This is a genomic window from Streptomyces sp. NPDC127108, assembly GCF_042677545.1.
In the GTDB taxonomy this organism is placed as follows: Bacteria; Actinomycetota; Actinomycetes; order Streptomycetales; family Streptomycetaceae; genus Streptomyces.
The window spans coordinates 1-24271 of record NZ_JBHXTE010000026.1; the positions used below are offsets into that span (position 1 = coordinate 1).

Consider the following 24271-nt stretch of genomic DNA (forward strand, 5'->3'; position numbering starts at 1 on the left):
GCACCGCACCGCGCGGTGCGGTGCCCCGGGCCGGTAACGGCGGGTTGTCACCGGCCTGCTCGGGCGTCCGGTACCGTCGCCTGATCAAATTCAGGCGGCTCGGCTGACGTCGAGTCGTTCGGGCGACGGCTCGTATCCAGCGGCCTTGTAGGCGGCGACGGCGGCAGCGTTCGAGCTCGGTGTGCTGACGAGTGCGCTGGATGCGCCCAGTTCACGCAGCGCCGCCGCAGCGGCGACGCTGATCGCCGTCCCGTAGCCGCGCCCGCGATGGTCGGCGTGCACGCCCACCGGCTCCAGCAGGCCGGGCTTGCCCGGCCCGGCCGACCAGACCGTCGCCGCGGCCACCGCGTTGTCCTGGTCGTCGTATCCGATCAGGCAGCGGGCGTCGGCGTAGACCGGTCCGGCCGCGAGGACGTGCCAGATCTCCTCGGTGAACCTCGGGCTGCCGAACGCCGAGCGGTGCACTGCGGTCCGTACCCCCGCCGTCTCCGGACCGGCCACCTCGATCCGCAGGCCGGAGTCCTGCACCGGCTCGGAGAGGTCGTGGCGCAGCGGCGTCCACGGCTCGTCCAGATTCCAGCCCGCCTCCAAGAGGACCTCGCGGAGCAGGGCGCCGTCGGGGATTTCGAGGCCGACCTTCCCGGGCGGCAGGACCCCGCGTCCCGGATCATTGAGGTCCGCCAGCAGTTGGCGCGCCAGATCACCGTCCTGTCGCAGGTCCGGCGCGGTCGTCAGGCGCAGCACATCGGGGCCGTCCAGGTATCCAACGGCGATGATCCGTCCGTCCACGCTCCAGGTGCGGACGTCCGCAGCCAGCCTCTCCGCGCCGAGCGCCCAGGCCCAGCCGAGGTCTCCCGGATGGAGTTGCAGCGGCGTGTGGTCGTCCTGCCACACGCGGAGGGCATCCACGGCCCTGGTCAGCCCGTCGACGCCGGGCTCGTTCAGAACGATCGTCATGTCCCGCATCTCACACCATCGCGGCGATCGGCCACACCTGGTTTTGCTCGGCCAGTCAGATCGCCAGGACAGGCCCTAGTCCTGGCGGGCGGTTGTCGCCCCCTCGCTGTCGCCTCGTACCGACTTCTCAAGGAGCGTGAAGGACTTCGGCGTACCGCCCGGCTGTGGTTTGCCTTCCTTGTGGCCGACGACCCGGTAGCCGGAGTCGAGGTAGTAGGCGCGCAGGCGGGTGTTGCCGGACAGGCAGTCCAGGCGCACGAGTGTCCGGCCGGCGTCGGCGACGCGGCGCTCCGCGGCGTGCAGGAGATGGCCTCCGGTGCCGGACGGAACCCTGCCGTGGTCGACCATCAGCCGGTGCACGTAGCCGGCCGTGGGCGGCTGGGGTCCCCAGGCGTCCTCGTCCTGCCACCACAGCTCCCAGGCGCCGATCACCTGACCGGAGGCCTCCGCGAGCCATATCTCCCCGTGCTTCATGATCTTGCGGAAGTGGTCCGTGCCGAGTTCGCCGGGCTGCCACTGGCCGGTGACGCCTTGGGCGATCATCCAGCGGGCGGCGTCGTCACGCAGTCGGACGAGAGTGGCGAGGTCGGTGTCGTCGGCGAGGCGGAAGCGGAGATCGTTCACGCCGCGATCTTCGCACGGGCGTTCATCTGCCTTCTGCTGTGCGGGTCTTCGGCTCGGTTGTTCGACCGGCGTCCGCTCTGGCGTGTGGTCAGGTCTGGTGCAGGGCGCGTTCGATCGCGCGGCGGGCCCGGTCGGCGGCCGTCTTGTCGTGCTGGAGTTGCATGGCGGCGTTCAGCGCCAGTCCGGCGGCGACGATTTCGAACAGCGCCTGGTCGACGTCGAACCCGGCGGGAAGCTCGCCGTTGTCCACCGCCGAGGCCAGGTCCGTGCGCAGTTGGTGGCGCCAGCGTGACCAGACTTCGGCGACCGCGTCGCGGACCCGGCCGGGGCGACCGTCGTACTCGCTGAGTGCCGCGGTCATCAGGCAGCCACCGGGGAGCAGTGGAGCTTCCAGGTAGTCCACGGAGTTCGCGCACACCGCGCGCAGCCGCCGCAGGCCCGGCGGCTCGGTCAGCGTGGGCTCGACCACCTGGTGCCAGAAGTCCACGAACGCCTTGTCCAGGGTGGAGATCTGCAGCGTCTCCTTCGTGCCGAAGTGCTTGTGCACCCCCGACTTGCTCATCTCCAGCTCCTCGGCGAGACGGCCGATGGTGATGCCGTCCAGCCCTTCCTCGGAGGCGATCTCGGCGGCGCGGCTGAGGATCCGGCCCCTGGTGGCCTGTGCCTCGGCCGCTGAGCGTCGTGGTGACATGCGCCAACGATAGCGTACGCGCGTACGCTATTGATTTGGAGAACGCTCGTACGCTAAATTCCGTGTCGCTCACCGGAGCGAAGACGAAGGAGTACGAGATGCGGGTACGACGACTGGGCTGGGCCGGGCTGGAGATCGAGGCGGGCGACGGCAGGCGACTGCTGATCGACTACGTGCGGGACCTCTCACCGCTGTTCACCGGATGGAAGCCTGACAAGGGCCTGGCGGAGCCGAGCGGGAAGGCCGCCGCCGCACTGGTCACCCACCTGCACCGGGACCACACCGACGCCTCGGCCCTCGCCGACGCGCTGGTGCCGGGGGCGCCCGTGCTGCGGCCGGCACCCGGCCACGGCGACGAGACGGACAACGTGACGACGCTGCTGGCCGAGCGCGAGCTGGCCCTGCACCGGCTGGCCGCCGAGGCTGTGGACGCCTGGGCCACCCGCGACATCGGGCCGTTCCGCGTCACCGCGGTGCCCGCCGTCGACGGCCTTGGCGACCCACAGCTGAACTGGGTGGTCGAGGCCGACGGGCAGCGGGTCTTCCACGGCGGCGACACGATGTTCCACGGCTCCTGGTGGCTCGTCGCGCGCCGGTTCAGCCCGTTCGACGCGGTCTTCCTGCCCGCGAACGGCCCCGTGGTCGACGCACCGCACCTGCAGCCGCCGAGCCCGTTGCCCGCCGCGATGGACCCGGAGCAGGCCGCCGCGGCAGCGGAGATCCTCGACGCCCGGTACGCGGTGCCGATCCACTACGAGCCGGAACAGCCCGACAAGATCGCGGGCTACACCGAAGTCCTCGACCCGGAGAACGAGTTCCGCGCGCACGCCGGGCCGCGCGCACGCGTCCTGGCCGTGGGGGAGTGGCTGGACCTGGCCACATGATCGGAAGCCCGGCGAGGCAGGGCTGCGCCCCGGTTCAGAGGAAGGCGCGCGGCAGGCGAGGCGGGACGGGGGCCTAGTAGGGGCCGTTGACGTTGTCGATCGAGCCGTAGCGGTCGGCCGCGTAGTTGCAGGCGGCGGTGATGTTGGCGACGGGGTCGAAGCTGTCCATCGACGTGCCGGGCAGGCGGTAGGCGGCGAAGGTCGGGTCGATGACCTGCAGGAGGCCCTTGGACGGGGTTCCCGCGGCGGCGTTGGAGTCCCAGTTGTTGGTGGCCAGCGGGTTGCCTGAGGACTCGCGCATGATGTTGCGGTGGATGCCCTCGTAGGAGGCGGGGATGCCGTGCTGGGCCAGGATGTCGAGCGACTCCTTGATCCAGCCGTCGAGGTCGTTGGTGTACGCCTTCGGGGCCGGGGCGGCGGCGGGCTCGGCGGCGAGCGTGCCGTCACGCTCGGAGCGGTCCGCCCGCCCGTCGGCGGTGTCCGGCTTCTGCGCGGGCTTGGCAGGGTTCTTGCCGCCGAGGGTGAGCTTGAGGCCGGGGCGGATCATCCCCGGGTCGTCGCCCAGAACGCTCCGGTTGTCCTGGTAGAGCTTCTTCCAGCCGCCGCTCACGGAGTGCTCGCGGGCGATCGTGGAAAGAGAGTCACCCGCGGCGACCACATAGGTCTTGGGCGCCGCGGCGGGCTGGGCGGCCGTGCCGGCCTGTGCGGCGGCGGTGGCGTCGGCCGCGCCGAGCACCGGGAGCGCGAGCACGGCCCCGCCGGTGCCCGCGACGGCGATGCCCCGGGCGAGCGGGCTGGACTTGGGGCGGCGGTGCTTTCCCCTTGCAGGCATGACGAATTCCTCTCCGTCGCCTGCGAGGTGAGCTGTCGGGTTCGGACGGGAGATGTCCGGCCGCACATGCGAGTGCGACTTCACCCCGAGCCGTTCCGGAATCCGGACCGGCGTCTTACCTGGGTCCCCCGCTCCTGCCATGCGAAGTGAGTGAGTGGGTGGGAGTGTTTCCGGACAGCGGCAGGATTCGGCGTTCCATCCGGATTGACGGCGACGTTAAGCGAGAAAACGCGGACGGAACAAGACCGGAAATCAAACGGGAAATCAGCGAAGCTCATCCCGGAGATCCACAACCTCTCGCACGCTTTGATCAAAAACCCCAACTTTCTTTGCGTGGAACGGAAGTGCGTTCCACGACTCCCGGCGGGGCGCAGCCGCCCCCGGCCGACCGGCGTGACCCATTTCACTGAATGGAGTGCGGGCCGGAACGTGTCTCGACGGCGCAGCAGAGCGTGCTATTCCGCCCAAGTGCCACACAATGCAGGGAGCACTTCGTGTACGCCATCAATGGCGCGAGAAAGTGAATTCCGGAGCAAAGTCGGACAAACCCTAAAGGTCTGCTTGGTCGCACACCGCTGCTGGTGAGCTGGCAAGGACGCTGATGCCTGCAGCTGGAGCCTTACGCCCACGAGGCCAAGATCTAGCCGTTCGCCCCGGACGCCCACGCTCCTAGGGGCGCCCGCAAGCAGCACCGGCGACCGCGCGTAGCCAGTTTGTCTACCGGCACGAACGGGGGCTGTGAGAAAACCGGCCGTCCGCTGAAATGCCTGAGGCACGGCCTGAACCACCCGCTGCCGACGAGGGCGGGGGTGTGCGCAGTGGCGCCGTGACTCAGCTTCAACTCACGGACGGAGAAACCGTCATGAAGCGAACGGAGAACTTCTCATGAAGCGCAAGATCGCCAAGACACTCGGCACATTGTCGCTGGCGGCGACAACTGTACTGAGTGCAGCCGCAACTGCTCCTGCCGCGGCCCGAGGTGGTACGCCCACCCCGGATCTGGCATTCGCTACTCCGGTTTCTGCAGTAGACACCGAGACACCGGAAACCGACATCCAGGCGAACAGGGGTGCCAATGCGGGAATCAGCAACTCGTGGGGATTCGTCAAGTTCTACCACCGGGGCGACGTGTGGCACATCTACGACGCGGACGCCGACGGATACTGCGTCGTGCAGCACGTGAGGTGGCGTCAGGACGGGCGCTACCGGGCGTACTACCGCCGTGCGTGCGGCAAAGGGACCAATAAATCAGGTGTGTTCAATATCCGTGAGGGAAAGCGGGTCAGGCTGAGTATCTGCCTGGCCCGCAAGGGGCATCCGATCGCCAGGTGCAGCAGCGGCCACGCCTACGGCAGGGCCTGATCGGACCCGCGCCCAAAGACCGTCCCGTAACTGCCCCGGCAGGGGCGGCCCAGGGGGCAGCCCGTGGTGAGACGGCCGACGCGTCGGCACTGCGAGCCCCGCAGGTGCAGTTCATGGACGCTTCGTATGACGACCTGTGGCCCGGTCGGCGGCGTGCGGCCGGGAATTCCCCGGCAGCGTGAGTGAGCGGCCGACGTCGGGGGAGTGGTGAACACCGCGCATGCCGTGACGGGTGCTGCCGCTGTGCTCCCCCCCGGGGGGGGGCTCAGTCCGCGATCCAGTTGCCGTGGAACCCTTCCGGCACGCGGGCGGGGAGGTGCACCGTCGCCACCGGTTTCCGCAGGTCGGTGGCGTCCAGGATCACCAGATCGCTTCCGTCGCGTGCGCGGTCGTAGACGTACGCGATGAGCCAGTTCGGGGGCGCGAACACGGCTTCGGAGGGACGATATCCCTCGCCGGGCTCGAACGCGGTCGAACCGCCCGCGTGGAGGTCGTACCGCACGATCGCGTCGCGCCCGGTGACGTGGCCGTACCGGACATCGAGGCCCGCGAACCGGTCGTCGATGCGCGGGAATTCAACCGGGCGGTCGTCGATCTGCTCCTCGCGGACACCTCCCGTACGCAGGTCGATCGTCCACCGCCACAGGACCGAGGGCGACTCCAGGGCCTCGCTCCACGACAGCCGGGGATGCCGCACCGCGTGCAGCACGATCGCGTCCCCCGCGTCGTGTGCGTTGAGCGTGTGGAGCACGACGCACGGGTCGATCGGGAACCAGCGCACCCGGGCGCGCGGGTCGTGCCGTGGCAGCACACCGATCCGCGCCTGGAAGCCCTCGTCCCATTCGTAGGGCATGCCGGGACCGGGAGCGAACACCATCGGCATTTCCAGGAACACCACGTGACGGCTGGTGATCGCGAAGTCGTGCATCATCGTGGGGCCTTGTACGTCGATCGACCGCGACAGCACCAACTCGCCGCGTGCGTCCGCACGGTGGTAGGTCAGATACGGCTCCTGCCAGTCGTAGCCGAAGAAGTGCAGCTCGCCGGTCTCCGGGCAGATCTTCGGGTGCGCGGTCATCGCCGTGGTGAGCTTGCCGTTGAAGTCGTAGGGCCCGACGGTCTCCAGTTCGTGCGTCACCTCGTACGGCAGCGCGCTCTCGACGAGCGCGAGGGTCTTCCCGGCATGGTTCACGACATGCGTGTTCGCCACCGACGCCGTCCGGTCCGCCGTGCCGTCCTCCCGGTACTCCTGGACCGCCGGGTCCTCGAAGCTGCGGGTGCGGACCCAGCGGTTGCGGTACCAGGCGGCCCGCCCGTTCTCCAGCCGGACCCCGTGGATCATCCCGTCACCGACGAACCAGTGCGCGGACTCCTCGCGCGGGTTCGGCCCGTTGCGCAGGTACCAGCCGTTCAGCTCGGGCGGTATCGCCCCGGTGACGGGCAGGTCGTACGCGGTCAGCTCGTCGTGGACGGAGGCGTAGTTCCCCTTGAGATGGAAGGTGGTCGTAGCCATGGGACCTCCTGACATGTCAATGTTGACATGTCAAAACTAGAAGGTCTGGATTCGACCTGTCAACAATGGAAGGTAGAGTTCACGCATGAGCCTTCGACATGCCGTCCTCGGCCTGCTGTCCGAGGAGCCCGGCAGCGGCTGGGACCTGATGCAGAAGTTCGACAACTCGCTTCGCCACGCGTGGGCGGCCACCCAGAGCCAGGTCTACGGCGAGCTGGCCAAGCTCGCCGACACGGGACTGATCGCAGTGATCGAGGAGGGACCGCGGGGCCGGAAGGTCTACGAGATCACCGAGGACGGCCGCGTCGAACTGCGGCGCTGGATGATCGACGTGGCACCTCGCCCCCGACGCGACGACCTGATCCTGCGCGTGTTCTTCCTCAACGCCATCAGCCCGGCCGAGGCCCGCGAGTTCTTGGGTCACATCGCGAAGGCGGCCGACGAACGGCACGAGGAGCTGCGCGAGGTGCGCGACCAGACCGACTGGAGCGACGACGCGCTGTCGGTCTACGGCGCGTTGGCGCTGGAGTGGGGCCTCCGCTTCGAGGCCATGCACCGGGACTGGGCCGAGTGGGCCCGGACGAAGCTGGTGGAGCAATAGCCGAGCACGGGAATGGTCACGAGTTTCCGCAGCGCCGCGCATGACAGCAGGCCGATCATGCTCACCGCCCTGGCGGCCGCCGACCGGCGCGCAAGAAGCTGAGAACCCGTCCTTGAACCTCTCGGGTGAGGCTCGTGAGGTGGGTGCGCATCTTCCACCTGGACCAAGTCCGATTCCTTCTTGCGAGGTGGTCTTGCGCGCGCAACTGGTACGCGGAGAATCGCAGGATGGACGCAGGTACCGCAGCGGTTATGGGCGCTCTAGCTGGTTCCGTTGGGACGATCGGAGCCTCCTTCACCATCGGGCGGGCTCAGCGTGAAGGCGCACGGATAGCAGCTCGCTCTGAGCATCGCCGAGCCCGCATAGAGTCCCGCCACAGCAGCTATAGGTCCTTGATGATTGCAGCGGTGGCCGTGTTCACCCATGCCCGTGACCTGCCAGAGGTGGCGGAAGACGCACTAGGAGTCATCACTCCCGAATTTGCTGCCGACTGCGAACGCCTACGCGATCATTACGGCGCTGTTCGCATCGAGGTGTCCCTCGCTGGCCCTGCGATGGTGTCGAAAGTCGCCTTGGAATTGGAGGATCACGTGTACCGCCTGGCAATAGCAGCGCGCTCCGTTGCCGATGGTGCTGCGGACCCATCTGAGGAAGTTCGTCGAACAGCGCTGGAGAGGGCTCGTACGGCATATTTGCAAATGAACTATATGAGTGACTCGATGCTTCGCCTCACCGAGCTAACCCGTCTCGCTCTCGAGGATGATGGAAGCAACCGAAGGCTTCGCGAGAAGCCCGATTTGAACCGCCCGTAGCCGTCTCAGACGGCTCCAACGGGTCCTCCGGCGCAGCGAACGATGGCAAGCCGGGTGGCGGCTCGTCGACGACGGCCAGGGCAAGGTCCACAACATCGTCGAGTCACGAGCCGCACGAAGGGCTTGAATCGTCAGCACGCCAGTCGCGGGGTTCATGTGCAAGACCTTTCCAGGTTCAAGGACAGGTTCTGAGAGCTGGGCTTGAGGCTGCCGCAGCGGAAGCCTCTACCGTCCTGAGCAGGGCCGGAGATTCCGGCCCGGTGAAGCACGCGTGAGGGAGGCGGCGATGGCCTGGCCGATCGCGGAGGTCGCCCGGATGTCGGGCGTGACGGCCCGGACACTACGGCACTACGACGAGATCGACCTGCTGCCGCCGGCCTGGATCGGGGCGAACGGCCACCGCTACTACGAGGAGCGTCAACTGCTGCGGCTGCAGCAGGTTCTCGTGCTGCGGACGCTGGGCCTGGGGCTGCCCGAGATCGGCCGGATCCTGGCCGCGCAGGTCGACGAGCTGGAGGCCCTGCGGGGCCATCACCGTCGGCTGCTCGCCGAGCGCGACCGGCTCGACGCCCTGGCCGGCACCGTCTCCCGCACGATCACCGAACTGGAGCAGTCCAGGAAGGACGGCACAGACATGATCGGCATCAGCCGGCCGGAGAACCTGTTCGAGGGCATCCGGTCCACCCAGTGCATGAAGGTCCTGCACGGTTTCCCGGAGCTGGTCGGGGCCGTCGAGCGGCACACCGCGGCGCTGAGCAAGGACGAGATCGAGGCCGACGAGCGCGAGCGCACGGCGCAGATGATCCGGCTGGCCGAGCTGTTGGCCACCGGCCGGCCCGCCGACGCCGACGCGGTGCAGGCCGAGATCGACGCCCAGTACCGGACGTTGGCCCGGAGCCGGGCAGCCACCGCCGAGGAGTACCTCGCGATCGGGCGCTGCTGCGTGGAGAACGAGCACTGGCGCGCGGCGTACGAGTCGATCGCGCCGGGCCTGGCCGCGTACCAGCGGGCCGCCATCGAGGCGTACGCCGCAACTCGGCTGCGCTGAGCCGGGACCGGGCCGCCGCCACGGGGGTGCGGCGGCCCGATCCATGTGCACGGCAGGGCGGCCGGCGACCGGGCGACCTCGTCCTGTGTTCCGATCTCATCGCGGCGCAGGACGCGCGAAGCGGGCCCGGACATCCCCCTTCGTGTCCGGACCCGCGACCATCGACGGTCAGATCAGCACCTGCCGCCGACCCGGCCGTTGCGGACCTTCACCAGCTTTCCCGGATAGTTCCAGGTCACCTTCTTGGAGCTGCGCTTCTTCACGCTCACGCACCGGTCCGGATTGCTCTTGATCTCCAGGTGGTAGGTGAACTTGCGGCCGCACCTGTTCTTGAGGGTGAGCTTGTCGGTATAGCCCCAGGTGTTCAGCTTCCCGTGCCGCGCGCAGCGGCGTACCTTCCCGCTCCCGCGCTTCTTCCACGGGATGCTCGACCGGAGTTCGGTCTGGGCGGACACCGACTGCTGGCCAGAAGACTTGACGTCACCCGCTGCCGGAGCCGGCGCGGACGTCCCGACTCGATCCGCGGCAGGTGCCGCAGGGGCAGTCGGTGCCGCGCCCAGCATGACCGCCGTGCTCAGTGATGCCGCGCCGAGCGATACGGCGAGCTTGTGCCTCATACGAGGTCTCCGTCCTTGAGTGGGAACTGAGCCGGCGCCGCCTCCCCTCCGACCGCGTTCATCGGTGATGGCGCCGACCGTGCCCAAGTGATTTCAGTGGCCGGTTCGTTGTCTCGCAGCCCGTGTCCGTGCAGGTAGACAAAAGACGGGTAGTCGGGTCGGGGCCGGGAGTTGGCTCGCGGGTGCCTTCTCGGACTGGGGTCGCTGTGCTGGGGTGGGCAGCCGTACGTCGACGGGGAGGCTGAGCTGGGTGGGACGCCGAGAGAAACCGATCGATCCCGGGGCGGGGCCGGTGGAGCGTTTCGCCTTCGCGTTGCGCAAACTGCGTGGGGAGGCAGGAACTCCGACCTACCGGGCGATGGCCGAGACGGCGGAGTACTCGGTCGCCGCACTGGCACGCGCGGCGGCGGGGGAGACGCTGCCGTCCCTGCCCTTGACGCGGGCCTACGTGACGGCGTGCGGCGGGGACCTGGCCGACTGGGAGCGGCGCTGGCACGCGGCCCGCGACGAGGAGGAGCGGGCCGTTCGGTCCAGGGCCATGGACGAGGAACCGGCGGATTCGCCCTACCGCGGTCTGGCCCGGTTCGACCCCGGCGATCAGGCGCGGTTCTTCGGCCGCGCCCGACTGGTGGATCAGCTCACCGCCCTGGCCGAGGCCCGCCGGTGCCTCGTGGTCCTCGGAGCCTCGGGCAGCGGCAAGTCCTCTCTCCTGCGCGCGGGCCTCATCCCCCGATTGCAGAACACCAAGGACCCGGCACTGCGCCCGGCGGCGATCCGCATCCTCACCCCCGGCCCGCGGCCGGTGCACGATCACGAGGCCTTGTTCGTCCCGTCCGGGGGAGGGGGAGACACGTGGCTGATGGTGGACCAGTTCGAGGAGACCTTCACCCTGTGCCACGATGCGGCACAGCGGCGGGAGTTCGTCAGCCTGCTGCTGTCGGCCCAGGAACCCGGGAGCCGACTGCGGGTGGTGCTCGCGGTACGGGCGGACTTCTACGCGCGCTGCCTGGAGCACGAAGGTCTTGCCGGGGTCTTGGGAGAGGCGAGCCTGCCCGTCGGCCCCATGACACCGGACGAACTGCGTGACGTCATCGTCAAACCCGCGGCCGCCGAAGGACTGATCGTGGAGAGGGCGTTGACCGCCCGCCTCATCGAGGAGACGGACGGGGAACCCGGCGGACTGCCGCTCCTCTCGCACACGCTCCTGGAGACCTGGCGCCGCCGCCGCGGCCGTGCCCTCACCCTGGAGGGCTACGAAGCCGCCGGCGGCATCCACGGCGCCATCGCCCAGACCGCCGAGGACCTCTACACCCGACTCTCCCCGCCCCAGGCCGAGACGGCCCGCCGTACCCTGCTGCGCCTGATCACCCCGGGTGAAGGCTCACCGGACACCCGCCGACCCGTCGACCGGGCGGAGCTCGCCACCGCCGACGGCACGGAGCCAGATCTCGAGACCGTGCTGAACCCTCTGGCCCGCGCCCGGCTGGTCACCCTCGACGACACTGCCGTCGAGATCGCCCATGAAGCCCTCATCACCGCCTGGCCGAGGCTGCGCCGGTGGATCGAGGAGGACCGCGACACCCTGCGCACGCTGCGTCGGCTCACCGAGGCCACCCACGTCTGGAGCGACCTCGACCACGATCCTGGTGCGCTGTACCGGGGGACCCGCCTGGCCGCGGCCGAGGAAGCCTTCGCCACCCCCGACGCCAGAAGCCATCTCACCCCGCGGGAACGGGACTTCCTCACCGCGAGCAGCACCGCCCGTGACCGCGAACAGCGCGCTGCGGCACGCATCACCCGGCGCCTGCGCCAGTTCACCGGCGCGCTGTCCGTCCTGCTCGTCCTCGCCCTCACCGCGGGCGTGATCGCGTGGGACCAGTACCGGAGCAGTGAGCAACAGCGGCACGAGGCGGTGAAGGCTCGGCAGACGGCCCAGTCCCGGCAGTACGCCGCACAGGCGGGTGAGCTGCGCGACCAGCAGCCCGAGGCGGCGGCGCTGACCGCGCTGAAGGGCTACCAGGTCGCGCCCACCGTCGAAGCCAGGGGCAGCCTGCTCAGCGCGCACGCCGCCTACCGGGCCAATCAACTCACCGGCCACGCCGCGGAGGTGCTCGCGGTGGCCTATTCACCGGACGGCCGCGTGATCGCCACCGGCAGCGCGGACCGCACGGTCAAGTTGTGGGACGCGGCCGACCACCAGCTGCTCGGCACACTCACCGGTCACGTCGACAAGGTGTACGCGCTCGCCTTCAGCCCCGACGGGCGCACGCTGGCCACCGCCGGTGACGACCGCGTCGTACGGCTGTGGGATCTGCGGACCCGCCGCACCACCGCCACCTTCACCGGGCTCAAGAGCCGGGTGACGTCCATGGCGTTCTCCGCGGACGGCCGGACCTTGGCCAGCGGCAACGGGAAGAGCGCGGTACGGATGTGGGACGTGAAGTCCCGGCGCACGGTCGGCGACCTCACCGGGCACACCGGGTATGTGGTGGCGGTGGCCTTCTCACCCGACGGCCGCTTCCTGGCCAGTGCCGGAGAGGACTCCACCATCCGGCTGTGGGACATGAGGACGCGGCGGACCACCGCCGTGCTCACCGGCCACCAGCAGTCGGCCATCGCGCTCGCCTTCAGCCCCGATGGCCGCACCCTCGCCAGCGGGGCCACTGACAGGACCGTGCGGCTGTGGGACGTGGCCGCCCGCCGCACCACCGCCACTCTCGCCACCGGCGCCAACGCGTTGGCGTTCGCGTCCGACGGCCGCACCTTGGCCGCCGGCAGCGCCCGTGGCTCCGTGCGGCTGTACGACACCAAGACCCGCCAGAACACGGCCTCCTTCAGCGCGAGCATCCTGAGCGCGAGCGCGCTCGCCTTCGCCCCGGACGGCCGCACCCTGCTCACCCCGTCCGACGGCGACACCGCAACGGTGCGGATGTGGGACGTGGCCGCGCGGCGGACCAAGGCCACGCTCGGCGGACGCGGGGACGCGGCACGCGCGGTGGCCTTCGCCCCGGACGGTCGCACCCTCGCCACCGTCGCTGGACCACTGGGACGCAGCGCCGACAAAACACTGCGACTGTGGTCCGCGCGCAGGCCCCGCCCTCTGCGTACCCTCGCCACCTCTCTCGGGTTCACCTACGGCCTGACGTTCTCGCCCGACGCACGTCTGATCGCCACCGTGCACCAGAGGGACGGCACCCGATTGTGGGACACCACGACCGGACGGGCCGTAGCCACGCTCAAAGGCGACACCGGCACCATCAGGCAAGCGGCCTTCTCCCCGGACGGGAAGACACTCGCCACCGCGGTCGACGACCGCACGGTGCGGCTGTGGGACGTGGCCACCCACCGGACCAAAGCGGTGCTGTCCGGTCGGACCGGGGGACTGGCCACCATCAACTACTCACCGGACGGCCGCACGATCGCCGTCACCTACAACGGCAGGGACCCCGGAACCCGCACCACGGTGAGGCTGTGGGACGCAGCCACCCACCGTCCGACGGCAACCTTCTCCGCAGGCGCCCTGGCCACCTTCACCGCCGCCTTCTCGCCGGACGGCAAGACACTCGCCACCGCCGGAGCCAACTCCGTGGTCCGCCTGTGGGACGTGTCCTCCCACCGCGAGGTCGGCACCTTCAGAGGCCACCCCAACGGCATCTCCTCGGTGGCCTTCAGCCCCGACGGGCGCACGCTGGCCAGCGGGAGCTTCGACCACACCGTCCGCCTGTGGGACGTCGCAGCACGACGGACCACCGCCGTCCTCAGAGGCCACAAGGAGTGGGTGTGGACCGTGGGGTTCAGCCCCGACGGGAAACGTCTGGTCACCCTGAGCTCCGAGGGCTCGGCCCGGCTGTGGGACACCGACGCGGACCGGGCCGCCAAGGACATCTGCGCGTTGGCCCGCAGCAATCACTGGAAGCAACGGCTCGGCGGGCAGCCCAAGGCCTCGCCCTGCGGCTGAACTTGCCCTCCCGGCGTGGCCACTGGCCAGAGTTGGGGTTGAGCCACAGACATCCCTTCGGTGAGGCCGGCCCGACGGCCGTTGACTGCGTGCGTGTCCGGGCATTCCGGGCGGGTGTCAGTGGGTACTGCGATCGTGTGCGGCGTGGATGAACTCGTGGAACGCGTCGATGCGCAGGATCGTGTGTTGGGGGTTGTCAGTCGGCGGGACGCTGTTCGGGAGGGCTGGCTGCACCGGGTTGGAGTGGTGGTGTGCCGTGATGGCCAAGGTCGCTTTCTCGTCCATCGGCGTGCCGAGCAGCTGTACCGTTTCCCGGGGCACTACGAACTCGGTGTCGGGGGCGCTGCGGGAGTCGGCGAGCGAGATTCTCGGTCGGTATTTCACCTGTCGTGCTGACTCAACGCTTGCGCACCGTTGGGCTAGTTGACGTTCACCGAGAGTCGGGAACGCCCCCCGGGACGGAAGCCATGACGGCATGCCAGCTTTGCTCGATTGTTCGGCGATATGCCTGTGACAGAACGAGGACGTCGCGGTGGACGGCCTGTAACTCGGTGCGAGATACAAATACTTCCGACCACATGACATGCACCGCCCTACTTCCGGGGGGAACACCGTGAAGCACACCCGCCTCTCCGCTCTTGCCGCTCTCGGCGTCGCCGCCACCCTCTCGCTCACCGCTTGTGGCGGCGACGACTCCGGCAAGGACAAGTCCTCCAAGGGCTCCTCGTCCTCGTCCTCCTCGTCCTCGTCCTCGGAGGGCGGGACGAAGCCGCAGGGCGGAGCGGGCTCCGGCGACGCCAAGTCGGAGGCGGGCGACGAGAAGGCGGGTTCCGGCGGCGGCTCCAAGGCAGAGACTGCCCCGAACGGCGCGACGGGGACCGGCGGCAAGGTCACGTTCTGCAAGACAGCGGACCTGGCCATCGACGCCGCGGACGCCGCGCCCGACGAGACCTCCGGCAGGATCAACATCACCATGATCAACCGAGGTTCGACCACCTGCTCGGCCACGGGCTTCGCAGGCGTCGACATCAAAGACTCCGACAACACCTCGAGCCCGATCGAGCGGGGTCAGGCCCAGCCGCGTGTCACCACCCTCAAGCCCGGCGACGCCGCTGTCTTCAACCTCGCCTACGACATCGACACCACCGGCGACAGCCTCGCGAGCCCTACCAACATCGAGGTGACGCCCCCGAACGAGACCCACAGCGTGACCCTGGACTGGCCCGCGAACGCGGGAGCGATCAAGGGCGCCTACACCGACGTTCAGGTCTACCCCACCCACACCACCGACTAGAGGCGGTGCTCACGGCTGACCGCCGTGGCCAACGTGGTGGAGTTCGACCATGACGGCGCGTCGGCTGTAGCGCTATGAGGCAGCGGTCGCGCGGAGCCGGGCTTCACGGCGGCCTATGAAGAACCAGATGATGCTTGCGGCGAGGGGCGCGACCAGTGTGAAGATGGCCCAGAGCACCTTGGGCCCTCTGCTGAGGGGCGAGGAGACGATGCTGATCAGCGAGGCGATGAGCAGCGCCACGTAGACGAGAACGGGGAACACGGTCACAGCGACGAGAAGCCAGTCGAAGAACGGTTGGCTGCCGCCGGCGGCGAGGACCGTGTGGTGAGTGTGGAGCGTGTGCATGTGCTCTTTCTCTCGGGTTGCTCGCTTTGACCTCGGTGTTCTCTCCGGCCGTTACGTGGAAGGTCTGCTGGTCGCGTTCGGCAGCAATTCATGAAGCCGACCGCGTGCGTCGTGGCCGAGCACTGAACGAACGTATGCGCCGAGCACGCATGTCCGCTTCCGTAATTTCTACGTGGACAAAGGACGGCAATGAACGGATCGATTGCGTAGTAGGTCGCGGGCATCGTTCAGTGCCATGGTCCTGATCCCCGTCGGGGCAGCGGTCGGCCAGGGTACGGGTGTGCGCGGACACCTGAACGGAGCCGTCCCGCCCTGCCCGTCGCGTCGACGATGAACCGCCCGGCGCGGGGTTCGAGTCGGCGAGAGTTCATTTCCGCCGCAGTCGGCCTGGATTACGAGAAGCTGGCCGGCATAGGAGGATTCGCCCCGGAACCTGGACGCCCTGGGGGAGGGTGAGGCGAAGGCGCGAGAAGAGTTCGCGGCGTCCAGGTCCTGCATGTCGGCGGGCGTCACCGTGACCAGATTGCGTGCCACAAGCTGGGGTCAGCTCACGTCAGTTTGGCCACCCTAGTGATGAGTGCGTCGGCGACGTTTTCCGCGGGCCAGGGGAAGATGCGGATGACGGTGTACTGGTGTGCCAGGCCGTGCATGGCGACCCAGAGGGTGACGGCGTCGAGTTCTGGGTCGTCGACTGTTGACTGGCCTGCGGTGACGCAGTCGGCGAGGGCGTCGGTGAGGACTTGCAGGGCTGCCTCGCCGAGGGTGGTGAGGTCCTGTTCGGTGAGGGAGCTGTCGCCGAGGCTGGGCATCCACAGGCCGCCGAACATGGTGCGGTAGCGGCCGGGGTGGTCCTGGGCGTAGCGGAGGTAGGCGCGGCCGAGGGCGTACAGCCGCTCTCGTGGGTCGTCGCCGGCGCTCTGGACGACGGTGCGCAGGTGGGTTGCGAGGGCGGCGAACTCGCGTTGTACGACGGCGAGCATGATGGCGGGCTGATCGGGGAAGTGCCGGTAGATCGAGGGGGCGGCGATGCCGACCTTGCGGGCGACCGAGCGCAGGGTGATCGCGCGCTCGTCGCCGGTCTCGTCAAGGAGCGCGGCGGCGGCGTCGATGATGTCCTCGCGCAGTCGGCCGCCTTCGCCGCGCCGGTTGCGTACGCGGCTCTCTTGCTGGGGCGTGTCCGGAGTCGTCACGTCAGTCTCGTTCATCATCGTAATCTTACGCGCACAAGTTTATGGGCGTTAGCCCCTTCGTACGCGTGATGTGCATCCGGAGTCGTACGGGGCCAGTCGGCCAGGACCGAGGCGCGGCGGAAAGCGTCGCGTCAGCTGCTCCGGCCGGGGCTCGAGGCTCCAGAGCCCGCGCCCTCCTGTCTGGCGGCGGCGGAGGCGTCGCCGTTCACGCGATCCCGCCCGGCGTGGCGTCGCATCTGTACGAACCACCCCTGGAGAGCTGGATAGGCCCGACTTCGCCCGCTTGTTCCCACCATCGGCTAACGCTGTAAGTTTATGGCCGTGAGCTCTTGCGGGGTGCGAGTGAACGCGCATAGCCTTACGCATGTAAGCGAACGGCCGAAACCTTCAGGGGTAGCCATGACCAGCTCCACCGTCTCCGTCACCCAGATCGTCCTGCCCGGCCAGGTGGAGCCGGACGGCATGCACCTGCGCACCCACGACATGCCGGTCCCCGCCCAGGGCCAGGTCGTGCTGCGGATGGAGGCGACCGGCGTCAGCTTCGCCGAGCAGCAGATGCGCCGCGGCAAGTACTACGACCAGCCGCCCTTCCCCTTCGTGCCCGGCTACGACCTGGTCGGCACCGTCACCGCCACCGGCCCGCAGGTGGACGCCGCGCTCGTCGGATGCCGGTTCGCCGCCATCACCAAGACCGGCGCCTGGGCCAGCCACCTGCTGGTCGACGCCGCCGACCTGATGCCCGTGCCCGCCGGGGTGGCCCCGGCCGCCGCCGAAACCGTGATCGTCAACGGTGTCACCGCCTGGCAGATGCTGCACCGCATCGCCCAGGTCCGCACCGGCCAGACGATCGTGGTCCTGGGCGCCAACGGCGGTGTCGGTTCCACCCTCGTCCAGCTCGCCCGGCACGCCGGACTCACCGTGATCGGCACCGCCTCACCCCGCCACCACGACCTCGTCCGGGAACTGGGCGCCACCCCGCTCGACTACCGCGACCCCGGCCTGTACACCCGCATCCGCGACCTGGCCCCCGCAGGCGTCGACGCCGTCTTCGACCACGTCGGCGGCCCCGCCATCACCCAGTCCTGGCAGCTCCTGCGCCGCGGCGCCACCCTGGTCTCCTACGGCAGCGCCGCCACCAAGAACGAACCAGGCAGCTCCCAGCTCCCGGTCCTGAAACTGTTCGCCCGCCTCGGCACCTGGAACGCCCTGCCCAACGGCAGAAGCGCCCACTTCTACAACCTCTGGGCCGGCAAGCGCCGCAACCAGCAGGTATGGCAGCAGCACATGAACGACGACCTCACCCAGGTCCTGCGCCTGGTCGCCGACGGCACCCTCGTCCCCCAGATCGCCGCCACCTTCCCCCTCACCGAGGCCGCAGCCGCCCTCGAACTCGCCGAATCCCGCACCGTCGCCGGCAAGGTCGTCATCCTCCCCGAGGTGTGACCCTCGGCGCTGCATCGCGCCCGCCAGTGCAGCACTCAAGCGTTCCCCGCCACGGCCTTCCCGTCACCTGTCCAGCCCCGTGGCCATCACCCGCCCTCAACGCCCCCTGGAGGTATCCGCCATGTCTTCTGTTGCCGCCGCCATCGCCCCCGCAGGCCAGTCGGCCCCCGAACGCCCCGCCACCGGCGACGTCGCCAACCTCGGCACCTACATCTGCTTCGGGCTCGCCTACGTTCTCGGCCACGGCTCCGCCGCCCTCTCCAAGGGCGACAACCCCGTACTCGACCTCCCCGGCTGGCTGCCCATGACCCTCCTCGGCGGCGGCCTCGCCCTCGGCACCATCCAGGCCACCCGCGCCGCCCTGCGCGCCCAACGCGCCAGCACCGACCCTGACAGCGTGCGCACCGGCCAACTCCTCGGCGCTGCCTGGGTCACCGCCTTCGCCGCCCTCTTCCTCGCCATCACCGGACTCAGCGCCACCCTCGACCACCCCGACATCCGGACCCTGCTCTGGCCCACCGGCTCCGGCTTCGTCGTCGGCCTCATGTACGTCGCCGAAGGCGCCGCCCGCCGCAACCTCCTCCACTACACCCTCGGCACCTGGCTCGCCCTCACCTCCACCGCCGCCCTCCTCATGGGCAACCCCAACTTCTACTGGGTCCTCACCATCGCCGGAGGCGGCGCCTACACCCTCGCCACCCTCCTCGAACACCGCCGCCTCGCCTCCACCCGGCACTGACCCTGCAGGGGACACTTCGCCCAACAGCCCCTTCAGGACACGCGAATCGCTGATCTGGCCCGACAGGCAGACGCATCGACCGCTTACACGACGAGGAGGCGTACACAGTGAAGGCAACCGGATCGGTGACAACGCCGGTTCCCGCTGGACGTGCCCGCGCCCGCAATCGCCGTGGAGAGGGCGGGCGACTGCGTGCAGAGATCATCGATGCCGCCTCTGATCTGCTCGACGAGACGGGCGATCAGCACGCCGTCACCCTCCGATCGGTCGCCCGCAGAGTAGGTGTCAGCACGCCCTCGATCTACCGTCACTTCCCCGACCACGCGGCCGTCATGCTGGCCGTCGTCCAGCGGCAGTTCGCCGGTCTTGAGCGTCTTCTGCGCGCAGCCGTCGAGCAGGCAGGCGATGATCCACGGCAACGGCTGCTGGCCGTCTGCGACACCTACCTCGACTTCGCCCGCCACCATCCTTCGCGCTACCGCACGATGTTCGGCGGCCTGTGGACACCATCACCGGCCGACAGTTCACTGACCGAGACCGATCGCGTCATGCTCGGCGCGTCGTCCATGGCGGTACTCGTCGACGCCCTGGGTGACTGCGCCACCGTCGGCGCGGTCACCAGCACCGATGTGCCCACCGACGCCACGGCCCTGTGGGTGGGCCTGCACGGACTCGCCCATCAGCGTGTCGTGACCCCGTCCTTCCACTGCCCTCAGCACATCACCGAGCGCGTCATCACTTCACTGGCGCGCCTGACCGAAAGCTGAGTCCCGTACCAGCCGCCGCCCTCTGCTACGCGCCCCGGAAAGAACCCCAGTGATCAGGATCGTGCTGGCCGACGAGTGCCTCGTCCGTGAGGCCATGGCTTCCCTGTTTCTCTCCGTGATGCGGGCGTGTGCGGTGGTCTACCGGGGGCGCCCCGACTACCGAGGCGGGCCCGGCCCGCACATGCCTGGAGGGGCGGACGGACCGCGTTCGGTCCGTCCGCCCCTCCAGGGCGTTCGTTCGCTACGGAAGGCTGTGCACCTTCGGGCCGACAGCGTTCGACCACGCGTGGCCCGCCGTCGCGTCCCAGTTCGTCGACCACGTCATGGCGCCGCGCAGCGACGGGTACGTCTTCGACGGCTTGAAGGAGCCGCAGCCGGTGCCGCGGGTCAGGCAGTCGAGGGCGTTGTTCACGACCGACGGGGCCACGTAACCGCTGCCCGCGCCGCGTGTCGACGCCGGGACGCCGATCCCGACCTGCGAGGGGTCGAGGCCGCCCTCCAGCTGGATGCAGGCGAGCGCGGTCAGGAAGTCCACGCTGCCCTGGCTGTAGACCTTGCCGTCACAGCCGAGCATCGAACCGCTGTTGTAGTACTGCATGTTGACGACCGTGAGGATGTCCTTCACGTTCAGCGCCGTCTGGAAGTACCCACCGGATGTCGACTGCATGTCGATGGTCTGCGGTGCCATCGTGAGCACCATCTTCGGGCCCGCCTTCGCCGAGAGCTGGCGCAGCGCCTTCGACATGTAGGTGGGGTTGATGCCGTTCTCCAGGTCGATGTCGACGCCGTTGAACCCGTACTCCTGCATCAGCGCGTAGGCGCTGTTGGCGAACGCCGTCGCGGAGGCGTCACTGTTGACGGAGATGGTGCCCTTCTCACCGCCGACCGAGAGGATCACGGACTTGCCCGCGGCCTTCTTCGCGGCGATGTCCGCCTTGAAGTCGGCGACCGAGGCGTAGCCGACAGCCGGGTCCAGGTTGAAGGTGATCTGCCCCGGAGTGGTGGTGGCGTCGGCGAACGACACGGCGATGATGTCGTACTGCGAGGACACGTCCCGCAGCTTCTGCACGGTCGCGCCGTTGTTGAAGTTCTGCCAGTAGCCGGTCACCGCGTGCCGGGGCACGGCGCCGTCGCCGCCACCGTCACCCTTGGGCGTCGTCACGGACACCGCCGTCGACTTCGCCGACTCGCCCGCCGCGTTGGAGGCGCTCACCTGGAAGCTGTACGTGGTCTCCGGCGTGAGGCCGGTGACGGTCGTGGAGGCGCCGCTGGCCGAGGCGACCTTCGTGCCGTCGCGGTAGACGGTGTATCCCGTTGCGGTGGACGACGGCGTCCAGGACAGGTCCACCGACGTGGGCGTCGCCGTGCCCGCGGCCAGCCCGGCCGGGACGGGCGGTATCTCGACCGGGTCGGGGCCGCCGCCCCCGTCGGGTCCGAAGACGCTCACGTCGTCCACGTAGTACGCGCTCTGTCCGTACCAGCCGTGTGTGTACACGGTGACCGAGGTGGTGTTCGCGCCGGTGGTGAAGCTGGTGGAGAGCTGCTGCCAGGACGAGGTGCCCGGCGTCCAGGTCGACACGTCGGTGGTACCGGTGCCGCGGGCGCCGAGGTAGGCGTAGCTGCCCTGCACCCAACTGCTCAATTTGTACGTCGAGTTCGGCTTCACCGCGACGATCTGGGAACACTCGGCGGTGCCCTGGCCTGACGGGGTGGCCTTGAGGGCCTTCGCGCCGCCGTGCACGGGGGAGGTGACGGCGGCACCGCTGTTCGCGGCGCACGTCCAGTTGCTCAGGTCCGCCTCGAACCCGGCGTTCTTGGCGACGTTGACGTCCGCCGCTTTGGTGCCCGCAGCCTTGGTGCCGGCTGCGTTGGTGTCCGCTGACTGCGCGGGCGCGGCGAGCGCGGTGACGGCGAGCGCGGCGGCCGCACCGACGGCCATCACCGCGCTGATTCTCCGGCGGACGCCGGGTCTGTCCTGGCGCACACGGTGCACGGGGTGCCTCCTGGGAGAGAGGTGAAGCACGTAAGCGATGACGGTGGCCACCGCTATTGCGCGCAAAGTTGGTCCAGACCAATGGAGTTGTCAAGACCTCTGGAGAGGAGAACCTGCGGCGGAGCGCTCAGCGGCCGTGGCCCCGTCATCCCGAGCGCCCCGACCGGGAGGTCGGCCAGGAGGTGGGCCAGTACCGACCGGGTCGCCCTTGGCCGCCGCGCCAGGGGGCACCCTGCCGCGCGATGCCGGCCTGTCCCCAGGCCTGCTTCTGCGAGCTGCGCTGCGCGGGGCCGAGCACGATATGCGCCGTCAGCAGTACGCACTCGCACGCTCCAGGTCCACTGACACGGTCTACGAACTCCGCGACCAGCGCGAGCGCGCAACCCCATGGAACCGGCCGGGGAAGTGTCGATCGGTGAGCTGCGTCCCGGATCTCGCCGCTTTGGGGCCAGAGATTCGGCGACGGGCTGATCTGCCTGCGTCAGCGCCTGTCTTCGAGCATGAGGTCAGCGGCTCGGCGCTGCCGCGCACGAGTTCAATGGGACGGTGTGACGGGCGTCCACATGCCGAGCCACTGCTCGGCGCCCCAGGCCTCGAACCGCTCCACCTCAGTGAACCCCAGCTTCGCCGCGAGGCGCATCGAGGTGACGTTGGCGGTCTGGGTGGTGAGTACCACCGGCTCGTCAGGAATCACGCCGACGAGCCAATCGAGTGCGGCCGCGCATGCCTCGGCGGCGTACCCGAATCCCCAGGCGTGCGGCAGGAACAGGTAACCGAGATCGGCCTTCCCCGCGGCAGCCGGGCGACTGTGCTCTGCTGCCCTCCTGAGGAGGATCTGGCCGATCATCGCCCCATCGAGATCAACGACGAAACTCCCGGGCCACCGCCCGGGCACCTCGGGCATCTCGCGCTCAAGCTCGTCACTCGGCCGGGGGCCGCCGAGGTAGGTGTGCACCTCTGGCGAGGAGTGCAGCTCGATGAACGCCACACGGTCCTGGGCCTCGGCCTCCCGCAGCACGAGCCTCTCGGTCCTGATCGGGGCAGGTGGCCAGGCGACGGGTCCGAGGTCAGTCATACCGGCCAGCCAATCAGCAGGCGCGGAAGCGATCAAGGTTCACGGACCCCATTGGTCTGAGCCCTCTTTTCGCCATCGGCTGCGGGCCTCTCGGTGAACTCGGCAATCCGGTCCCCGGAGTTCCTGTATCTGCGCGCGGCCGACTGCTTTCCGCTGCCGGAACTCTTCGACCAACGAGCCCACCGCCGCCCTCGCCGTCCTCCCGAAGCGAGAACATCCTGGCCGGAGGCGGCGCTCGGACCGCTGTCGCGCGAGCTGGAACACGATTACCGTGCAGACGTGATCGGTTCTACGCTGCCCCTTCTCTTTCTCGATGTAGATGGCCCACTCATTCCCTTCGGGGCGACGCGGCAACAGCTTCCAGGCGGATACCCGACCTACCGGACCGGACACCACGTACCGGAAGCCGGTACAAATCCGCTGATCACCAGGGCCAATCCGTCACTTGGGCCCCGGCTGATGGCGTTGCCCTGCGAGCTGGTGTGGGCCACCACGTGGATGTCCGACGCGAACGAATGCCTCGCCCCGTGGCTGGGCCTGCCGGAGCTGCCCGTAGTGAACTGGCCCGAACCGTCCGACGCAGACCAGCAGGACGGACTCCACTGGAAGACCCGTGACCTCTTCCGCTGGGCAGCCGGACGCCCCTTCGCCTGGATCGATGACGAAATCACAGACACGGACCGGACCTGGACCGAGACACACCTCCCGGGCCAAGCCCTCCTGCATCGCGTCGATGCCCGGCACGGCATCACAGACAGGGACTTCGCCACACTCGACCACTGGTTGCGACTACACCGGGGCTAATGGACAACTCCGCACCACGCGACGAGGTCCCCGTGGAAGAGCTGCACCCAGCAGACTTCGACCACAACAACAACCACACGATGCTCGCCACCAAGGTGAGGACCAACGGCAATTCCTACCTCACCTATCGCGCCTCTAACGTGTACAACAGGAACATCAATAGGACCCTTCGCAAGCGCCCCAGGACCTGGTGGAGTGCAGACCGCGCCTGAGAAGCTGACAGTCGGCTGACCGTGGAGGTGCCATGAGCGGGCGACGGATGCTCGTAGCGACCATCGTGTTGCTCCTCACCCCGGGCTGTGGCGTCGCCGACGCCGGGGATGCCACTGATGGCAGCGATAACCCTGGCAGCATTTCCCCGCCCTCGGGGGCTCCGGATGCAGTCAAGCGCTACGTCGAAGCCCTCAACGACCGTGACGTGAAGGCCCTCCTGGAAGTGGGAGACGCTCCCGACGAGCCGTGGTCGCGGAAGCAGGCAGACAAGATCATTCAATCCAAGGGTGGCAAGGGGCTCACCATCACGAAAGCGCCCATTAAGTATGACCGAATGGGCGACTACATGGGCAGAGTCGCCCTGACAGCCTCTGCCAGTGAAGGGCGCTCGCTGCGGGAGACAGTTGATCTGGTGCACGTGAAGAGCCGCTGGCGCGTCGTTCTTTTCGAGTGGCCTAGCAACAAGGAGACCTCGAAGGCGTAGGACTTGCACGACACGCTTCTTATCT

23 protein-coding genes, 1 pseudogene and 1 riboswitch are annotated in these 24271 nt (G+C 68.9%); of the genes and pseudogenes, 14 read left to right on the plus strand and 10 right to left on the minus strand.

The genetic code is table 11. From position 1 onward, the window contains the following. Nucleotides 1–90 precede the first annotated feature (90 nt). The 3 genes from ACFVHO_RS22425 to ACFVHO_RS22435 all read right to left on the minus strand — a co-directional run bounded on the left by ACFVHO_RS22425 (nt 91) and on the right by ACFVHO_RS22435 (nt 2272). Complete coding sequence (locus ACFVHO_RS22425; protein ID WP_385717286.1) at nt 91–957, minus strand: GNAT family N-acetyltransferase; 867 nt, start codon at nt 955–957, stop codon at nt 91–93. A 75-nt stretch (nt 958–1032) separates the two neighbouring features. Beyond that, complete coding sequence (locus ACFVHO_RS22430; protein ID WP_385717288.1) at nt 1033–1581, minus strand: GNAT family N-acetyltransferase; 549 nt, start codon at nt 1579–1581, stop codon at nt 1033–1035. A gap of 88 nt (nt 1582–1669) precedes the next feature. After that, nucleotides 1670–2272 (minus strand): TetR/AcrR family transcriptional regulator, encoded by a 603-nt coding sequence (locus tag ACFVHO_RS22435; RefSeq protein ID WP_385717291.1) that lies wholly within the window; start codon nt 2270–2272, stop codon nt 1670–1672. 98 nt (nt 2273–2370) lie between these two features. Between ACFVHO_RS22435 and ACFVHO_RS22440 the strand changes: the two genes are divergently transcribed. Then, the gene (locus ACFVHO_RS22440; protein WP_385717636.1) at nt 2371–3156 is read left to right on the plus strand and encodes an MBL fold metallo-hydrolase; all 786 of its coding nucleotides are present in this window, start codon (nt 2371–2373) and stop codon (nt 3154–3156) included. Between the two features lie 73 nt (nt 3157–3229). Here ACFVHO_RS22440 and ACFVHO_RS22445 read toward each other — a convergent pair whose 3' ends face one another. Further along, entirely contained in the window at nt 3230–3988 is a 759-nt protein-coding gene (locus ACFVHO_RS22445; protein ID WP_385717293.1) for a transglycosylase SLT domain-containing protein, read from the minus strand. Between the two features lie 4 nt (nt 3989–3992). Further along, a riboswitch (cyclic di-AMP (ydaO/yuaA leader) is annotated at nt 3993–4191 on the minus strand. Between the two features lie 682 nt (nt 4192–4873). Between ACFVHO_RS22445 and ACFVHO_RS22450 the strand changes: the two genes are divergently transcribed. Next, nucleotides 4874–5350, plus strand: coding sequence for a hypothetical protein (locus ACFVHO_RS22450; RefSeq protein WP_385717296.1), 477 nt, complete (start codon nt 4874–4876; stop codon nt 5348–5350). Nucleotides 5351–5615: 265 nt separating this feature from the next. Here ACFVHO_RS22450 and ACFVHO_RS22455 read toward each other — a convergent pair whose 3' ends face one another. Next, on the minus strand, nt 5616–6863 hold the full coding sequence (locus ACFVHO_RS22455; RefSeq protein WP_385717299.1) for a carotenoid oxygenase family protein: 1248 nt from the start codon (nt 6861–6863) through the stop codon (nt 5616–5618). Nucleotides 6864–6948: 85 nt separating this feature from the next. Here ACFVHO_RS22455 and ACFVHO_RS22460 point away from each other — a divergent pair, with 85 nt between their 5' ends. The 3 genes from ACFVHO_RS22460 to ACFVHO_RS22470 all read left to right on the plus strand — a co-directional run bounded on the left by ACFVHO_RS22460 (nt 6949) and on the right by ACFVHO_RS22470 (nt 9324). Further along, a complete protein-coding gene (locus ACFVHO_RS22460; RefSeq protein WP_385717302.1) occupies nt 6949–7464 on the plus strand; it encodes a PadR family transcriptional regulator in 516 nt (171 codons plus the stop codon). A gap of 395 nt (nt 7465–7859) precedes the next feature. Beyond that, nucleotides 7860–8276, plus strand: coding sequence for a hypothetical protein (locus ACFVHO_RS22465; RefSeq protein WP_385717305.1), 417 nt, complete (start codon nt 7860–7862; stop codon nt 8274–8276). A gap of 286 nt (nt 8277–8562) precedes the next feature. After that, nucleotides 8563–9324, plus strand: a complete 762-nt coding sequence (locus tag ACFVHO_RS22470; RefSeq protein ID WP_385717307.1) for a MerR family transcriptional regulator — start codon at nt 8563–8565, stop codon at nt 9322–9324. 173 nt (nt 9325–9497) lie between these two features. Here ACFVHO_RS22470 and ACFVHO_RS22475 read toward each other — a convergent pair whose 3' ends face one another. Further along, nucleotides 9498–9779, minus strand: coding sequence for a hypothetical protein (locus ACFVHO_RS22475; RefSeq protein ID WP_385717310.1), 282 nt, complete (start codon nt 9777–9779; stop codon nt 9498–9500). A 520-nt stretch (nt 9780–10299) separates the two neighbouring features. Here ACFVHO_RS22475 and ACFVHO_RS22480 point away from each other — a divergent pair. From ACFVHO_RS22480 to ACFVHO_RS22490, 3 genes and pseudogenes are all read left to right on the plus strand, one after another. After that, nucleotides 10300–13899 carry a hypothetical protein gene (locus ACFVHO_RS22480; protein WP_385717312.1) on the plus strand — a complete coding sequence of 1200 codons (3600 nt, stop codon included), beginning with the start codon at nt 10300–10302 and terminating at the stop codon, nt 13897–13899. A gap of 156 nt (nt 13900–14055) precedes the next feature. Beyond that, nucleotides 14056–14259, plus strand: a pseudogene (locus ACFVHO_RS22485) (NTP pyrophosphohydrolase); the annotation flags it as partial. 253 nt (nt 14260–14512) lie between these two features. After that, on the plus strand, nt 14513–15193 hold the full coding sequence (locus tag ACFVHO_RS22490) for a DUF4232 domain-containing protein (RefSeq protein ID WP_385717315.1): 681 nt from the start codon (nt 14513–14515) through the stop codon (nt 15191–15193). A 72-nt stretch (nt 15194–15265) separates the two neighbouring features. Here ACFVHO_RS22490 and ACFVHO_RS22495 read toward each other — a convergent pair whose 3' ends face one another. Together ACFVHO_RS22495 and ACFVHO_RS22500 are read right to left on the minus strand one after the other, a co-directional pair. Continuing rightward, on the minus strand, nt 15266–15538 hold the full coding sequence (locus ACFVHO_RS22495) for a PLD nuclease N-terminal domain-containing protein (protein WP_385717318.1): 273 nt from the start codon (nt 15536–15538) through the stop codon (nt 15266–15268). A 548-nt stretch (nt 15539–16086) separates the two neighbouring features. Beyond that, nucleotides 16087–16743 carry a TetR/AcrR family transcriptional regulator gene (locus tag ACFVHO_RS22500; RefSeq protein ID WP_385717321.1) on the minus strand — a complete coding sequence of 219 codons (657 nt, stop codon included), beginning with the start codon at nt 16741–16743 and terminating at the stop codon, nt 16087–16089. Nucleotides 16744–17127: 384 nt separating this feature from the next. On the opposite strand from ACFVHO_RS22500, the gene ACFVHO_RS22505 reads away from it, so the two are divergent. From ACFVHO_RS22505 to ACFVHO_RS22515, 3 genes are all read left to right on the plus strand, one after another. Further along, a complete protein-coding gene (locus tag ACFVHO_RS22505) occupies nt 17128–18171 on the plus strand; it encodes a medium chain dehydrogenase/reductase family protein (protein ID WP_385717324.1) in 1044 nt (347 codons plus the stop codon). Nucleotides 18172–18292: 121 nt separating this feature from the next. After that, nucleotides 18293–18910 (plus strand): ABC transporter permease, encoded by a 618-nt coding sequence (locus tag ACFVHO_RS22510; RefSeq protein ID WP_385717327.1) that lies wholly within the window; start codon nt 18293–18295, stop codon nt 18908–18910. Between the two features lie 107 nt (nt 18911–19017). Continuing rightward, complete coding sequence (locus tag ACFVHO_RS22515; RefSeq protein WP_385717330.1) at nt 19018–19677, plus strand: TetR/AcrR family transcriptional regulator; 660 nt, start codon at nt 19018–19020, stop codon at nt 19675–19677. A 241-nt stretch (nt 19678–19918) separates the two neighbouring features. On the opposite strand, the gene ACFVHO_RS22520 is transcribed toward ACFVHO_RS22515, so the two are convergent. Further along, on the minus strand, nt 19919–21616 hold the full coding sequence (locus ACFVHO_RS22520; RefSeq protein ID WP_385717639.1) for a chitinase: 1698 nt from the start codon (nt 21614–21616) through the stop codon (nt 19919–19921). 589 nt (nt 21617–22205) lie between these two features. Beyond that, nucleotides 22206–22745 (minus strand): GNAT family N-acetyltransferase, encoded by a 540-nt coding sequence (locus tag ACFVHO_RS22525; RefSeq protein ID WP_385717332.1) that lies wholly within the window; start codon nt 22743–22745, stop codon nt 22206–22208. A 282-nt stretch (nt 22746–23027) separates the two neighbouring features. On the opposite strand from ACFVHO_RS22525, the gene ACFVHO_RS22530 reads away from it, so the two are divergent. The 3 genes from ACFVHO_RS22530 to ACFVHO_RS22540 are packed head-to-tail and all read left to right on the plus strand — an operon-like array spanning nt 23028 to nt 24246. Next, nucleotides 23028–23549, plus strand: a complete 522-nt coding sequence (locus tag ACFVHO_RS22530) for an HAD domain-containing protein (RefSeq protein WP_385717642.1) — start codon at nt 23028–23030, stop codon at nt 23547–23549. Continuing rightward, nucleotides 23549–23761: a hypothetical protein gene (locus ACFVHO_RS22535; protein WP_385717335.1), complete on the plus strand. Its 213-nt coding sequence runs from the start codon at nt 23549–23551 to the stop codon at nt 23759–23761. Before ACFVHO_RS22530 ends, ACFVHO_RS22535 begins: the two co-directional genes overlap by 1 nt. Nucleotides 23762–23793: 32 nt before the next feature. Continuing rightward, nucleotides 23794–24246 (plus strand): hypothetical protein, encoded by a 453-nt coding sequence (locus ACFVHO_RS22540; RefSeq protein ID WP_385717338.1) that lies wholly within the window; start codon nt 23794–23796, stop codon nt 24244–24246. The last annotated feature ends 25 nt before the right edge of the window (nt 24247–24271 follow it).